Below are 13,301 nucleotides of genomic sequence, written 5' to 3' on the forward strand. Positions count from 1 at the left end.
AGATAGCTAAAGGCAGCTAGTTGCTGACCATATTGGATACAAATTGCTGAATAAGTTCTTCAAGCACCAGAGCGGACTGCGTATCACGAATCACGTCACCCTCCTCAAGCACATCTGGTGCCCCACCAACACTTAGCCCAATGTACTGCTCGCCCAATAGGCCAGCCGTTAATATGGCTGCGGTGGTATCCTGGGAAAGCTGGCCTTCAAGCTCACTATCCAAGCTTAAAGTGACACGAGCGTCGTACCACTCCGTATCCAGCTCGATTGACTCCACCCGGCCCACGGTAACCCCTGCCATAGTGACGCGGGCACGCGGCTTCAACCCACCGATATTGGCGAAGTTGGCCTCCAAGCGGAACGTATCTGAAGGTGCTGAGAGCGTTAAACCGCTGACTCTCAGGCCGAGGAATACCAGCCCTATGATGCCAGCCAACATAAACAGGCCAACGCCAAACTCCATGGTTTTGCTGCGCTTCATGACATTACTCCACCCTTAAAGGCCGCCGAACATAACGGCGGTTAAAACGAAATCCAGCCCTAGCACCGCTAACGAGGAGTAGACCACCGTACGGGTGGTAGCTCGCGAAATCCCCTCAGAGGTTGGCACTAGGTCATAACCCTGAAACACAGCAATCCAGGTCACCACCAGCGCGAACACCACGCTTTTGATCATGCCATTGCCGATATCATCGATGAACGACACGCTGGCCTGCATATTGCTCCAATAAGAGCCCTCAAACACGCCCAGCCACTCGACGCCAACTAAGTAGCCGCCCCAGATACCCACCACGCTAAAGCCAACGGTAAGAATAGGCAGCGCTACGAAGCCCGCCCAAAGTCTAGGAGCCACCACGCGACGCAGCGGATCCACACCTATCATTTCCATGCTAGTGAGCTGTTCGGTGGCTTTCATCAGGCCAATTTCAGCAGTCAAAGCAGACCCCGCCCGCCCGGCAAACAGCAGCGCGGCAACTACCGGTGCCAGCTCTCGCAACAGAGAAAGCGCGACCATTTGGCCTAATGCCTGCTCGGCACCAAAATCTACTAAAATGGTATATCCCTGTAGCGCCAGCACCATGCCGATAAAAAGCCCCGACACCAGCACGATGGCCAGAGACAGCACACCCACGAAGTGCATTTGGCGCAGCCAAAGCGACCACCCCTCTCGTGACGGCACTCCCACGGCCGACTGAGCAAGAAACACCGTGGCGCGCCCTAAAGCCTCGACCACGTCGCACCCTTTACGCCCTAGGCGGGTAACCCGCGCCGTGTAGTGAGAAAATTTAGACTGCATCTACCCTGCCTTAAGTGCTAAATCGTGACCGAGAATATCCCGGTAGAGCGTCTCTGCGGGATAGTGAAACGGCACCGGACCATCTGGCTCGCCGTGCATAAATTGGCTGACACGAGGGTCTTGATTCACCTCTAGCGAGCTCGGAGTGCCGTGCGCCACCACCTGCCCATCCGCAATCAGGTAGAGATAGTCGGCAATACTCAGCGTTTCCTTGATATCATGGGAGACCACTACCGAGGTCAGCGACAGCGCCTGATTGAGCCGCTTAATCAATTGCACCAGCACACCCATAGAGATAGGATCCTGGCCTACAAATGGCTCATCATAAAGGATTAACTCAGGGTCAAGTGCGACTGCCCGCGCTAATGCCACCCGCCGCGCCATACCCCCTGATAGCTCAGCGGGAGTTAAATGCCTTGCCCCCCGCAACCCTACTGCCTGCAACTTTAGCAACACTAAGTCGCGAATCATGGTGTCGGGCAAGTCAGTATGCACCCGCAGCGGGAAGGCCACATTCTCGAAAACATCTAAGTCCGAAAACAGCGCGCCACTCTGAAACAGCATGCCCATGCGCTTACGCAGTGAGAACAAAGCCTTACGAGAAAGACGATGCACATCCTGCCCATCAATGAGAATACGCCCTCGGTCGGGCGTTAGCTGGCCACCGATGAGCTTCAATAGCGTTGTTTTACCCGTGCCGCTTGGCCCCATGATCGCAGTCACTTTACCGCGCGGAATGGTCATGCTTACGCCGCGAAAAATCTCGCTCTCACCACGAGAAAAGTAGACGTCTTCGACCTGTATGAAGGGAACATCCGTCATATGCTGATTGACCTTCATCGTTGATGCCAGAACGCGTCAGTATAAACCTACTGGGCGCGGGGCAGTTTAGAAAACAGTGTTTTCGAAATATTATCGAACATCGTAACCTAACGCTACTCTTAGCAACAGTCGCGCAAATCATTGCCGCACAAACCATTCGTCAATAGAACTCACTAATACCGCGGGTACTTGCTGCATGCTTTAGCTAAACACTGCTGCAAGATGTTATTCTTACTAGGCACCTATTCACATCGATGAAACGAGACACGCCATGCGTCAGCCACTCTCCACACCCAGCCAACTGCGTGAAAGTGCACTGCGCACCTTGCAAATCGAGCAAGCGGCTATTGGCGGCTTGCAAGCCAAGCTAGATGAAAGCTTTGACCACGCCTGTCAGCTTATGCTTGCCTGTCAGGGACGCGTGGTAGTCACCGGCATGGGAAAGTCAGGTCATATCGCCGGCAAAATCGCAGCTACCCTAGCCAGCACAGGCACTCCAGCCTTTTTTGTTCACCCAGGTGAAGCCAGCCATGGCGACTTGGGCATGATTACCCGCGCCGATGTGGTTTTGGCACTCTCTAACTCCGGTGAAACCGCTGAAGTAACGGCCCTACTCCCGCTACTCAAGCGCCTTGGCACACCGCTGGTCAGTATGACTGGCCGCCCAGGCTCCACTCTTGCACAGCACTCAGACGCCCACCTGGATAGCGGTGTAGAACGAGAAGCCTGCCCGCTTGACCTAGCACCCACCAGCTCCACCACCGCCGCCCTTGCCCTAGGCGACGCCCTTGCTGTTGCTCTATTGGAAGCACGGGGCTTTACCGCTGAAGACTTTGCCCTCTCTCACCCTGGCGGCAGCCTCGGTAAGCGCTTACTACTGCGTGTTAGCGACTTAATGCACGATGGCTCACGGCTCCCTCAAGTAGCGCTGGGCAGCCCGCTGCGCGATGCACTACTTGAGATAACACGCCAAGGGCTGGGCTTTACCTGCGTGGTGGATAGCGAAGGCCGTCTTGCCGGGGTCTATACCGACGGCGACTTGCGTCGCACGCTAGACCAACACCACGACCTGCGCGATGTTCAGGTAGATGACGTAATGACGCGCCCCGGCAAGCGCATTGGTCCAGACATACTAGCTGCCGAAGCGGTGCGCATTATGGAAGATAACCGTATCACTGCACTGGCTGTTGTTGATGAACAGCAGCGCCCCATCGGCGCGCTGCATATGCATGACCTGCTTGCCAGCGGCGTTATTTAACGACTTTATACTGCTTTTTTGGCAATGGATGATGGAGGCTTTATGGCCCTACCTGATGCACTACTCGACCGACTTCGCCGCGTAAAACTGCTTGCGATTGATGTAGACGGTGTACTTACTGACGGCCGTCTCTATTTTCAGGCTGACGGTATCGAAATCAAAGCGTTTCACACCCAGGACGGTCATGGCCTGAAGTTACTCAAGCGTGTCGGCATCCATGTGGCGCTGATTACCGGCCGTGATTCACCTATGGTGAGCCAGCGCGCTGCTGCCTTAGGAATCACTCACGTATACCAGGGCTGTGAAGACAAACTCACTACCCTGAGAGCGCTTTGTCAGCGGCTTGATATCACCTTAGAACAGGTCGCCTACTGTGGAGATGACCTACCTGATCTTGCTCCGATCAAGCGCTCCGGTGTCGGTATTACGGTCCCCAATGCTCCGGACTACATGCACCCCCATGCCGACTGGATCACTGAACGCCTTGGCGGACACGGGGCTGTGCGTGAAATTTGCGATACGCTCCTAACGTCCCAAGGGCACTGGGATGCCGTACTCGATACGTATCTGCACGGACAGCCATAATGCGCTTTAGGGTAAGAAAACGGGTCTGGATCACGGCAATGGTCATCGCCCTAGGCGGCGTGCTGGTTTGGCTAGACCCTCGCGGCCCCCAGGAGACTGAGATTGACTCTGAAGCTCGTGCCCAGGAACCTGGGCACGTATTAGAGAATGCCGAAATTACCCTATTTGGCGAAACAGGCACTATTCAGCAATCTCTGGTAACCCCACGGCTGGTGCATACTCCGCAAACGGCAATGACTGACGTGTTGTCACCCCGTGCCACGCTGTTTGATAGCGAACAACGTGAGTGGCTCGCCACGGCGAACACTGGCACCCTCAATACTGAAACCCAAGCATTAACATTGGCAGGCTCCGCGCGGCTACTAGCGCCTGAAGAGGGGTGGCAGCTTGATAGCGAACTATTAAACTACGACGGGACCACCCGGCATGCCTGGAGCGACACCCACGTAGTGTTGCAGCAGCCCCCTCAGCGTATGGAAGCCTCCCGAATGGATGTATGGCTGGATGACAGCCAAGTCCGTTTAACCAACAACGTGCGCGGCGTTCATCCGCCGGCCACCCGTTCCCCTTAGGAGTCGCGGTCAACTACCCCCGCCTGAAGGCGGGAGCTTGTGACAACAAGCCCGGTTGACCAGGGAGAGCGGTAGCCAACCCGCTACGTTGATAACAGGTCGCCAAGACTCACCCACGGATGCTTCCTCAGTCCGTGGCTCTGAAAGGTCAAGATCATGCTGGCGCAAGGTAAAACGCCGAAGATCTTGATCGCTGCCACAAGGCAGGAGCCGGTTATCGACATTCCCGAGGGGAGACGGGGCGCAAGCCCCGCGACACAAGGTCCGTAAGGGCATTGATTAGGAGGAAATCGCATGGCGATTTTCGTACTGGACAAAAAGAAGCAGCCGCTGATGCCGTGCAGTGAAAAACGGGCTCGGTTGCTGCTACAGCGCGGGCGTGCCGTGGTGCATAAGCGCTATCCGTTCACGATCCGGCTGAAAGATCGAGTGGGCGGTAGCACGCAGCCACTAAGCCTGGGCATCGACCCTGGCAGCAAAACGACCGGGCTGGCGCTGATACGCGAACCGGACAGTCAGCAGCGGCATGTGCTGTGCCTGTTTGAACTAATCCATCGCGGTTATCAGATCAAAAAGGCATTACAACAACGCGCCGCCTTTCGGCGTCGCCGCCGCAGTGCCAACCTGCGTTACCGCGCCCCGCGCTTCAATAATCGCACCAAACCCAAGGGCTGGCTGGCACCGTCGCTGCAGCATCGCGTCGATACCGTCACGGCCTGGGTGAACCGGTTGAATCGTTTAGCGCCTGTAACCGCCATCAGCCAAGAGTTGGTGCGCTTTGATACGCAGAAGCTGGATAACCCCGAGATCAACGGCGTGGAGTACCAGCAAGGCACGCTGCTGGGCTACGAAGTACGCGAGTACCTGCTGGAAAAATGGGGCCGTGAATGTGCCTATTGCGGCACCGCCGATACGCCGCTGGAGATCGAGCATGTGATACCGCGCTCGCGGGGCGGCTCGAACCGCGTCAGTAATTTGACCCTAAGCTGCCACCCCTGCAACCAGAGCAAGGATGCGCTGTCACTGGTGGATTTTTTCGCCACTGACAAAGGCCTGAAAAAGCGCCTGAAAGCCAACGGCCACACCGCTAACGCTCGGCTTGAGCGTGTGCAGCGCCAGCTCAAGCAACCGCTGCGCGATGCCAGCGCGATCAATGCCACGCGCTGGGCGCTGTTTAATGCGCTCAAAGCGACTAGCTTGCCGGTGGCTGTCGGCACCGGCGGTCGCACCAAGTACAACCGCCAGCGACTGGGCATTCCTAAAACCCATGCTCTAGACGCGGCCTGTGTCGGTGCGTTCGACGCACTACATGCTTGGCAGGTGCCCACATTAACCATCAAGGCGATGGGGCGTGGTAGCTATCAGCGCACCCGCTTAACGAAACACGGGTTTCCGCGTGGCTATCTGATGCGGCAGAAGCAGGTGCACGGCTTTCAAACCGGCGACATGGTGCGTGCGATGGTACCGACTGGCAAGAAAGCAGGTACCCATACGGGGCGTGTCGCGGTACGCAAAACCGGCAGTTTTAACATCCAGACCGAACAGGGGGCCGTGCAAGGCATCTCGCACAAATACTGCACCCTCATCCAACGCGGTGATGGCTACGGCTATCACTTTACACCCTTCACCCACCTAACAGGAGGAGCGGGACAGGCGGTGGCGTAACCCAGTCGCCCTGCGGGCGACGCGCTATCCCTCCCGGCGCTAAAGCACCGGGTTTCTCGCGCAAAATCTGATGAATGCTCTAATCCGCACTGCACTTCTTGCCCTAGCCGTGCCGCTTGTCACAATTGCACTGCCTGTAGCGGCACAAAACCAAGCGCCTATTCATGTGGAGGCCGACCGGTTAGACCTTGACCAACGAGCAGGGACAGCCGTGTACACCGGTAACGTTGACATTCGCCAAGGCAATATGCAGCTACGCGGAGAGCGTGTCGAAATTCAGCGTAACAATGCTGGCGAGTTGTCTCGCGCCATCGCTACGGGCGAGCGTGCTTACTTGCGTAACCAAATTGAAGACCAAGAAACCCCTATAGAAGGCTGGGCGCGTCGGATTATTTATCACGTTTCCGAACGCCGGGTTGAGCTGATTGACCAAGCTGAGCTGACCCAGCAAGGAGATCACTTCCAAGGTGGACGTTTAGAGTACTTTATCGATCAAGAAGTAGTACAAGCACGCTCTGACGTTAGCGGCAGTGAAAATCAGCGTATTCGTATGACCCTTCAGCCCGAACAATAGGAAGTGGCCACGTGGCAGCATCAACATCCCCAGTCCCCACACCAGTAAAAACGCTCTACGCCCATCATTTAGCGAAGAGCTATAAGCGCCGCCGTGTGGTTAAAGATATTAATCTGGAAATCACTCAAGGTAGCGTGGTTGGGCTACTTGGCCCTAATGGTGCAGGTAAAACCACCTCGTTTTATATGATTGTGGGGTTGGTCAAATTGGATGCGGGCAAAGTAGGCATTGACGACCTTGACCTCACTCATGCTCCTATGCATGAACGCGCCATGGCAGGGATTGGTTATCTACCCCAGGAAGCTTCCATCTTCCGCAAGCTCTCCGTGGCTGACAACATTATGGCCATTTTAGAGACACGCAAAGAGCTTGATCGAAGCGCCCGGGAAGCACAACTTGAGTTACTACTTGAAGATTTTCACATCACTCATATACGCGACAACTTAGGCATGAGTCTTTCTGGGGGCGAACGCCGCCGTGTTGAAATCGCCCGCTCATTGGCCACCGAACCGGCCTTTATCCTGCTGGATGAACCTTTTGCCGGGGTTGACCCGATTTCCGTTGGGGAAATTAAAGCTATCATTCGAGCGTTAAAGAAACGCCACATTGGCGTATTGATCACCGACCATAACGTTCGTGAAACGCTGGATATTTGTGATATTGCCTACATTGTTGGCGACGGTCACATCATTGCCAGTGGAAACGCCCAGGAAATCCTCAACAACCAGAAGGTTCGAGATGTCTATTTAGGCGCTGATTTCCGCCTTTAAACAGTGACCTGCAGAAGCATTTCTTTTAGTGGCATGCTTATTGCACTTGCACCAAGCCATAACTCGCTCTAGGGTGGAGCTTTCTGATTAACGAGTGGTTCTCAGATGGTCATGAAAGCTTCTCTCCAATTGCGTATCGGCACACAGCTGACCATGACACCTCAGCTGCAGCAGGCTATCGCCCTGCTTCAGCTATCGACGCTGGACCTTCGTCAAGAAATTCAGCAAGCGCTAGATGCCAATCCCATGCTTGAGCAAGAAGATGAGTTTGGCGAGCAGGCTGTCAGTGAGCCTCAAGAGGCTGAGTGGTCCGAGAGCATCCCCAACGAACTCTCCGTCGACAGTGACTGGTCAGATACCTATCAAGACATAGGCAGCCTGGGTGGCAGCAGTGAAGGCCCCGACTTCGAGCGCCAAGCCGCTGGACAAAGCCTACATGGCCACCTGCTATGGCAACTGGCCATGACAGACTTTAGCCCGCGAGAATACGCCATCGCGGAAAGCCTGATTGATGCGCTGGATGCCAACGGCTATCTCACCCAGCCGCTTAATGACATTCGGGAAGGATTAAAAGCCCAAGGCCATGACAGCTTAAGCCAGCGGGAAGTGGAAAATACCCTGCTGCGCTTGCAGCAATTTGAGCCCACCGGCGTCTTTGCCCGAGACCTGCGTGAATGCCTGATGCTGCAACTCGCCTCACTACCTGAGGACACCCCTCTGCTAATGCCCGCCAAACGGCTGGTTCGCCAGTTTTTGGAAGCATTAGGCAAAGACGATATGCGGCTTCTCAAGCGCCGTTTAAGCCTTGATGACGAGCAGCTTGACGATGTCATCCGTTTAATTCGCAGCCTTGACCCACGCCCTGGGAGCACCTATGGCGTTACCGACGACAGCTACATCACCCCCGACCTAGTCGTTCGGCACGACAATGAAGGTTGGCATTTAGAGCTCAATCCAGAAGCACTACCACGCTTGCGTATACAGCCCGACTACGCCAGCTTGATCAAACGCGCAGACAAAAGCCAAGACAACCAGTTCCTCAAAGAGCACCTCCAAGAAGCCCGCTGGCTGATCAAAAGCTTATCGAGTCGCAATGACACGCTGCTACGAGTTGGGCGTGAAATTATTGCACGCCAAATTGGCTTTCTGGAGCATGGCGAAGAAGCAATGAAACCGCTGATTTTAGCGGATATTGCTGAAGCGGTAGAGATGCACGAATCCACCATATCTCGTGTGACCACGCAGAAATTTATTCACACGCCACGGGGCGTTTTCGAGCTTAAGTACTTCTTCTCAAGCCAGGTAAGCGGCCAAGACGGCGGCGACAGCCACTCCAGCACAGCCATTCGCGCCCGCATCAAAAAGCTGATTCAGGATGAGCCCTCAGGAAAACCGCTCTCCGATAGCCGCTTGGTGACTCTGCTTGAAGAGGGGGGCATTAGCGTTGCACGGCGTACTGTCGCAAAATATCGGGAGTCAATGGGCATTCCCTCGTCAAGTGAGCGCCGCCGTTTACGCTAGTTAAGCGGTACGTATGAACAAACTCAACGCAAGGGCTTTGCAATAGCGTAAAAAGGGTTACAATCGAAGTACAGTCCGATGGATAAGGAGCACGTCAATGCAAGTAAACATCACTGGTCATCACGTTGAACTGACTGACGCCTTGCGCGACTACGTTAACGAAAAGCTAGAGCGCGTTGAACGCCACTACGACAACATTACCACGGTGCAAGTGACCTTATCTGTTGAGAAGGAGCGCCAGCAAGCAGCCTGCACACTGCACGCTGCCGGTGCAGACCTTCACGCCGAAGCGCTTGATAACGACATGTATGCCGCTATTGATGCGCTAGCAGACAAAATCGATCGTCAACTCGTTAAACATAAGGAAAAAGCACAAGCTCGCGCCCAGGGCGCTGGTGTGCGTTAACTCAATGACGTTGGAAACCATCCTCCCCCCGGAGCGCGTGCTTTATGACGTTCCCGGGGGCAGCAAAAAACGGGTGCTGGAGTTTTTCAGCACCTTTATCGCCCAAAATACACCCAGCCTAGATAGCCAAGAGGTGTTTAGCCGACTCATTGGCCGCGAGCGACTAGGCAGTACGGGGATAGGCAACGGGGTTGCCATCCCCCACGCTCGCAGTCCTCACTGTAGCGCACCCATTGCTGGCTTTTTAAAGCTTGCTGAGCCAGTAGACTTCGACGCCATTGATGGCGACCCGGTGGATCTTGTGTTTGTGCTGCTGGTACCAGAAGAGGCAGATGACACCCACCTAGCACTGCTTGGCCAAGTGGCTACTATTATGAACGACGCCCATACGCGTCAGCAGTTACGTAAAGCCGATAGTCAGCGCGAACTCTTAGCACTTATTACCGCCAAGATTCGCGAACAAGCCGCCTAGGCTTTATGGGCGGTGGCCACTGCACGCAGCGATAATTTCCTCCCATGCAAGCCAAGAGAGACGCTATGCAACTGGTGATCATTAGCGGCCGTTCAGGGTCCGGTAAATCTATCGCCTTACAAGCGCTAGAGGATCTTGGCTACTACGCTATCGACAATTTACCCGCCATGCTGCTGGGCTCATTAGTTGATGAACTACGTGAGCAAGGCGAGCGCACTCACTTAGCAGTGAGCATTGACGCGCGCAACCTTCCTACGGCGCTTGAACGCCTCCCAGCTTTACTGGAAGAACTACGCCAGCGAGAAATTCGTTTTCAGGTCATCTATCTGACCACGGATGCGCGCATTCTTTTGGAGCGTTACTCAGCCACCCGCCGTCGCCACCCGCTTACCCGGGATAGCGAAATGACGTTGGAAGAGGCCATCAATAAAGAAGAAGAGACGCTGCTTGAAATTCGCGATCTCGCTGACTTGTTGATCGATACGTCGCGCTTATCCGTGCATGACCTGAGACGCCGCATTACTGATCAAGTCGCCCACCAGCGAAAAGATCAGCTAACACTGACGTTTGAGTCGTTTGGCTACAAACGCGGCGTACCCATGGATGCCGACTTAGTCTTCGATGTTCGCTGCCTGCCCAACCCTTATTGGGACCCTACCCTGCGCCAATTTACAGGGCGTGATGCTGATATAGTGGCGTTTTTAAGTAGCTACCCAATGGTCGAGGCAATGACCAATGATATTCAGGCTTGGTTGGAAAAGTGGCTTCCGGCTTACCAAAATAGCCAGCGAAGTTATATAACCGTGGCTATTGGCTGCACCGGCGGGCAACACCGCTCTGTTTATATGGTCGAACAGCTTGCTAAAAAGCTGGTTAAACAGACCGGAGAAGTACAGTTGAGACACCGTGAGCTGGGGTTACAATACACGCTGAGCGAAGAGCCTGCGGTGCCATGCGTTACCACACCCGCCGCTGCCAGCACGCCCTGAGTTTCAGGACCTAACTTTTAAGGCCTAAGCTTCTCAAGACCTAAGTTTTTCAAGACCTAAGTTTTTCAAGACCTAAGTTTCAAGACCCACTCGGCAAAAAGGAACCAGAGTGCCCAAAAGAACCTTAACACTTACCAACCAGCGTGGTCTTCATGCCCGCGCGGCCACCAAACTGGTGAAATGTGGCCAGCAGTTTTCCGCGAATATCGTGGTTTATAAGCAGCAGCAGAAAGCCGATGCCGCCAATATTATGTCGCTGCTAATGCTGGCCGCCCCCTGCGGCACCGAGCTCACTGTCGCCGCTGAAGGAAACGACGCCGAACAGGCGCTAGATGCCATTGAAGCTCTGTTCGACGCACGGTTTGACGAAGACCAGTAGCTAGTTTACCAAGTCAGCACTTGTCGACTAGCTTCCTGCCACTGTCATCGCATCAATCAGCCAGCTACCCGTGTGAATACTGCCACGGGTATCCGTATCACTTCCCACACCGCTTAGCCCCGCGAACATCTTGTTGAGGTTACTAGCAATAGTGAACTCCTCAATGGGGTACTGTACTTCGCCATTCTCAATCCAGAAACCCGCTGCTCCCCGGGAATAGTCGCCAGTGACGCCGTTAACGCCCTGCCCCATGAGCTCGGTCACCCAAATACCACGCCCCATCTGTGTTAACAGCTCTTCCCGCGGCGTTAACGGCGCTAACAAGCGCATGTTGCGCGCGCCGCCTGCATTGCCCGTGGACTGCATCCCTAAACGACGCGCACTGTAGGCAGAGAGCATGTAACTCGCCACCCTCCCCTGATCAATAAACCGGTTGCTACGGGTTTGTACACCCTCCGCATCAAACGGTGAACTAGCCGTTGCTCCCACTTCCATCGGGCGCTCTTCTAACCCAAACCAATCGGGGAATAGCGGGCTACCCAAGCGATCACATAAAAACGAGGCTTCTCGATAAAGCGCGCCGCCCGCCAGAGCACCCATAAGGTGGCCGATAAGGCCGCTAGCAAGGGAGGGATCGAACAGCACAGGAAACGTTCCCGTCGGGGGGCGTCGTGCTCCTAGACGCCGCAACGTTCGCGCTGCTGCCTCACGCCCCACCTCCTCTGGGTGGCGAAGCTGCTGCGGGTTACGCGCCGACGTATAGTCATAATCCCGCTGCATGCCTTGCTCATCTTGGGCAATCAGCATGCAGGAGAGTGAGTGACTGCTACCCTTTTGAGTCCCCAAAAAGCCGTGGCTATTGGCGTATACTCGCACGCCCTCACCGCTTGAGAGCGAGGCACCTTCTGACTGGTGAATACCTGCCACCTCGCGGCCAGCCTGTTCGCAGCGCAGGGCAAGGTCAATCGCTTCATCGGTTGAGAGCGCCCACGGATAGTGCACCTTCAAGTCTGGCAAATAGGTCGCCATCAGCTCTGCTTCAGCGAGGCCTGCAGCGGGATCCTCCCCGGTATAACGTGCAATAGCCAGCGCCTTTTCAACCGTGGCACGAATGGAGGCACTACTTGCATCCGTTGAGGAAGCGCTACCTTTACGTTTTCCCACATAGAGCGTGACCGCAATACCCTGATCACGAGATAGCTCAACGGTCTCCACTTCACCAAGTCGCACACTAACGCCCAACCCTTGGTCAACGCTCGCGCCGACTTCGGCGGCATCCGCCCCTAGCTGTTTTGCCAGGGCAAGCGCCTCTGTGGCGCGCTCCGTCAACTGCGCCTGCTGCGCCGTTGCATCAAATGCCTGTGCCATATGGCCTCCTTTTCACCTGAATCGCATTGGCGAATCAATGTTGTGGTCGCAGCCTGATATAATGCTGCAAACGAATCTAATCTGTGAGTTCTTATATGCCGAAGCAACGCCCCGAGCCTATCGATATCGATGAACAAGAAGAGCGCCCGAGTAAATCTCAGCTAAAGCGTGAAATGCATGCTCTGCAAGCGCTTGGCGAAACATTAATTGCCATGAAGCCTGCCGAGCGGGCGCGCTTTCCTTTATCAGACGATATGCTGAGAGCGATTGAAGAGACTTCTCGCATTCGCTCTCATGAAGGCCGCCGTCGCCATATGCAATACGTTGGCAAACTTATCCGCAAAGAGGATCTAACGGCCATTCAGGGCGTTTTCGATGCCATCGAACAAGAGAAAGAGCAGCGCGATCATGCGTTTCATCGCCTGGAAAAATGGCGTGACCGGCTAGTGGATGAGGGCGACGACGCCGTTGACCTGTTTATGGCAGACTACCCTAACGCCGATCGTCAGGCGCTGCGCCAGCTAGTGCGCAACGCCCGCAAAGAGCGCGAACAGGGCAAGCCCCCCACCAGCTCACGCAAGCTTTTCAAACACCTGCGCGATACGCTAGCGCTGTAAACCAGA

16 protein-coding genes are annotated in these 13,301 nt (G+C 55.1%); 12 read left to right on the forward strand and 4 right to left on the reverse strand.

The window, feature by feature from the left end:
• Nucleotides 1-16 precede the first annotated feature (16 nt).
• Genes mlaD through L1249_RS01165 form a run of 3 tightly spaced genes read right to left on the reverse strand, consistent with a single transcriptional unit; the run spans nucleotide 17 to nucleotide 2,119 of the window.
• Nucleotides 17-481, reverse strand: a complete 465-nt coding sequence (gene mlaD / locus L1249_RS01155; protein ID WP_062373384.1) for an outer membrane lipid asymmetry maintenance protein MlaD — start codon at nucleotides 479-481, stop codon at nucleotides 17-19.
• A 15-nt stretch (nucleotides 482-496) separates the two neighbouring features.
• Nucleotides 497-1,297 (reverse strand): lipid asymmetry maintenance ABC transporter permease subunit MlaE, encoded by an 801-nt coding sequence (gene mlaE, locus L1249_RS01160; protein WP_044629953.1) that lies wholly within the window; start codon nucleotides 1,295-1,297, stop codon nucleotides 497-499.
• The gene (locus L1249_RS01165; protein WP_137093112.1) at nucleotides 1,298-2,119 is read right to left on the reverse strand and encodes an ATP-binding cassette domain-containing protein; all 822 of its coding nucleotides are present in this window, start codon (nucleotides 2,117-2,119) and stop codon (nucleotides 1,298-1,300) included.
• A 271-nt stretch (nucleotides 2,120-2,390) separates the two neighbouring features.
• Here L1249_RS01165 and L1249_RS01170 point away from each other — a divergent pair, with 271 nt between their 5' ends.
• The 11 genes from L1249_RS01170 to L1249_RS01220 all read left to right on the forward strand — a co-directional run bounded on the left by L1249_RS01170 (nucleotide 2,391) and on the right by L1249_RS01220 (nucleotide 11,310).
• Entirely contained in the window at nucleotides 2,391-3,377 is a 987-nt protein-coding gene (locus tag L1249_RS01170; protein ID WP_044629952.1) for a KpsF/GutQ family sugar-phosphate isomerase, read from the forward strand.
• Between the two features lie 42 nt (nucleotides 3,378-3,419).
• On the forward strand, nucleotides 3,420-3,962 hold the full coding sequence (locus tag L1249_RS01175; protein ID WP_044629951.1) for a KdsC family phosphatase: 543 nt from the start codon (nucleotides 3,420-3,422) through the stop codon (nucleotides 3,960-3,962).
• Nucleotides 3,962-4,534, forward strand: a complete 573-nt coding sequence (gene lptC / locus L1249_RS01180) for an LPS export ABC transporter periplasmic protein LptC (protein ID WP_044629950.1) — start codon at nucleotides 3,962-3,964, stop codon at nucleotides 4,532-4,534. Before L1249_RS01175 ends, lptC begins: the two co-directional genes overlap by 1 nt.
• A 294-nt stretch (nucleotides 4,535-4,828) precedes the next feature.
• A complete protein-coding gene (gene iscB, locus L1249_RS01185) occupies nucleotides 4,829-6,199 on the forward strand; it encodes an RNA-guided endonuclease IscB (protein WP_089675510.1) in 1,371 nt (456 codons plus the stop codon).
• Nucleotides 6,200-6,269: 70 nt separating this feature from the next.
• Nucleotides 6,270-6,773, forward strand: coding sequence for a lipopolysaccharide transport periplasmic protein LptA (gene lptA, locus L1249_RS01190; protein WP_044629949.1), 504 nt, complete (start codon nucleotides 6,270-6,272; stop codon nucleotides 6,771-6,773).
• Nucleotides 6,774-6,784: 11 nt separating this feature from the next.
• The gene (lptB, locus tag L1249_RS01195; protein WP_054641295.1) at nucleotides 6,785-7,543 is read left to right on the forward strand and encodes an LPS export ABC transporter ATP-binding protein; all 759 of its coding nucleotides are present in this window, start codon (nucleotides 6,785-6,787) and stop codon (nucleotides 7,541-7,543) included.
• 105 nt (nucleotides 7,544-7,648) lie between these two features.
• Nucleotides 7,649-9,064: an RNA polymerase factor sigma-54 gene (locus tag L1249_RS01200; RefSeq protein ID WP_044629947.1), complete on the forward strand. Its 1,416-nt coding sequence runs from the start codon at nucleotides 7,649-7,651 to the stop codon at nucleotides 9,062-9,064.
• Nucleotides 9,065-9,161: 97 nt separating this feature from the next.
• Nucleotides 9,162-9,470 carry a ribosome hibernation-promoting factor, HPF/YfiA family gene (gene hpf, locus L1249_RS01205; protein WP_027335376.1) on the forward strand — a complete coding sequence of 103 codons (309 nt, stop codon included), beginning with the start codon at nucleotides 9,162-9,164 and terminating at the stop codon, nucleotides 9,468-9,470.
• A gap of 4 nt (nucleotides 9,471-9,474) precedes the next feature.
• Complete coding sequence (gene ptsN / locus L1249_RS01210; protein ID WP_044629945.1) at nucleotides 9,475-9,942, forward strand: PTS IIA-like nitrogen regulatory protein PtsN; 468 nt, start codon at nucleotides 9,475-9,477, stop codon at nucleotides 9,940-9,942.
• Between the two features lie 65 nt (nucleotides 9,943-10,007).
• Nucleotides 10,008-10,931, forward strand: a complete 924-nt coding sequence (gene rapZ / locus L1249_RS01215; RefSeq protein ID WP_058577874.1) for an RNase adapter RapZ — start codon at nucleotides 10,008-10,010, stop codon at nucleotides 10,929-10,931.
• Between the two features lie 109 nt (nucleotides 10,932-11,040).
• Nucleotides 11,041-11,310, forward strand: coding sequence for an HPr family phosphocarrier protein (locus L1249_RS01220; protein WP_054641294.1), 270 nt, complete (start codon nucleotides 11,041-11,043; stop codon nucleotides 11,308-11,310).
• 27 nt (nucleotides 11,311-11,337) lie between these two features.
• Here the strand turns inward: L1249_RS01220 and pmbA are convergent, their stop codons facing one another.
• Nucleotides 11,338-12,678, reverse strand: a complete 1,341-nt coding sequence (gene pmbA, locus L1249_RS01225) for a metalloprotease PmbA (protein WP_058577873.1) — start codon at nucleotides 12,676-12,678, stop codon at nucleotides 11,338-11,340.
• A 95-nt stretch (nucleotides 12,679-12,773) separates the two neighbouring features.
• On the opposite strand from pmbA, the gene yjgA reads away from it, so the two are divergent.
• The gene (yjgA, locus tag L1249_RS01230) at nucleotides 12,774-13,295 is read left to right on the forward strand and encodes a ribosome biogenesis factor YjgA (protein ID WP_044629941.1); all 522 of its coding nucleotides are present in this window, start codon (nucleotides 12,774-12,776) and stop codon (nucleotides 13,293-13,295) included.
• The last annotated feature ends 6 nt before the right edge of the window (nucleotides 13,296-13,301 follow it).

This window comes from Halomonas sp. Cn5-12 (genome assembly GCF_021532545.1).
Lineage (GTDB): Bacteria > Pseudomonadota > Gammaproteobacteria > Pseudomonadales > Halomonadaceae > Vreelandella > Vreelandella aquamarina.

Bases quoted from the DNA above. Each gene is read 5' to 3' on its own strand.
- mlaD (WP_062373384.1), bottom strand. From the start codon at position 481: ATGAAGCGCAGCAAAACCATGGAGTTTGGCGTTGGCCTGTTTATGTTG.
- mlaE (WP_044629953.1), bottom strand. From the start codon at position 1,297: ATGCAGTCTAAATTTTCTCACTACACGGCGCGGGTTACCCGCCTAGGG.
- L1249_RS01165 (WP_137093112.1), bottom strand. From the start codon at position 2,119: ATGACGGATGTTCCCTTCATACAGGTCGAAGACGTCTACTTTTCTCGT.
- L1249_RS01170 (WP_044629952.1), top strand. From the start codon at position 2,391: ATGCGTCAGCCACTCTCCACACCCAGCCAACTGCGTGAAAGTGCACTG.
- L1249_RS01175 (WP_044629951.1), top strand. From the start codon at position 3,420: ATGGCCCTACCTGATGCACTACTCGACCGACTTCGCCGCGTAAAACTG.
- lptC (WP_044629950.1), top strand. From the start codon at position 3,962: ATGCGCTTTAGGGTAAGAAAACGGGTCTGGATCACGGCAATGGTCATC.
- iscB (WP_089675510.1), top strand. From the start codon at position 4,829: ATGGCGATTTTCGTACTGGACAAAAAGAAGCAGCCGCTGATGCCGTGC.
- lptA (WP_044629949.1), top strand. From the start codon at position 6,270: ATGAATGCTCTAATCCGCACTGCACTTCTTGCCCTAGCCGTGCCGCTT.
- L1249_RS01200 (WP_044629947.1), top strand. From the start codon at position 7,649: ATGGTCATGAAAGCTTCTCTCCAATTGCGTATCGGCACACAGCTGACC.
- hpf (WP_027335376.1), top strand. From the start codon at position 9,162: ATGCAAGTAAACATCACTGGTCATCACGTTGAACTGACTGACGCCTTG.
- ptsN (WP_044629945.1), top strand. From the start codon at position 9,475: ATGACGTTGGAAACCATCCTCCCCCCGGAGCGCGTGCTTTATGACGTT.
- rapZ (WP_058577874.1), top strand. From the start codon at position 10,008: ATGCAACTGGTGATCATTAGCGGCCGTTCAGGGTCCGGTAAATCTATC.
- pmbA (WP_058577873.1), bottom strand. From the start codon at position 12,678: ATGGCACAGGCATTTGATGCAACGGCGCAGCAGGCGCAGTTGACGGAG.
- yjgA (WP_044629941.1), top strand. From the start codon at position 12,774: ATGCCGAAGCAACGCCCCGAGCCTATCGATATCGATGAACAAGAAGAG.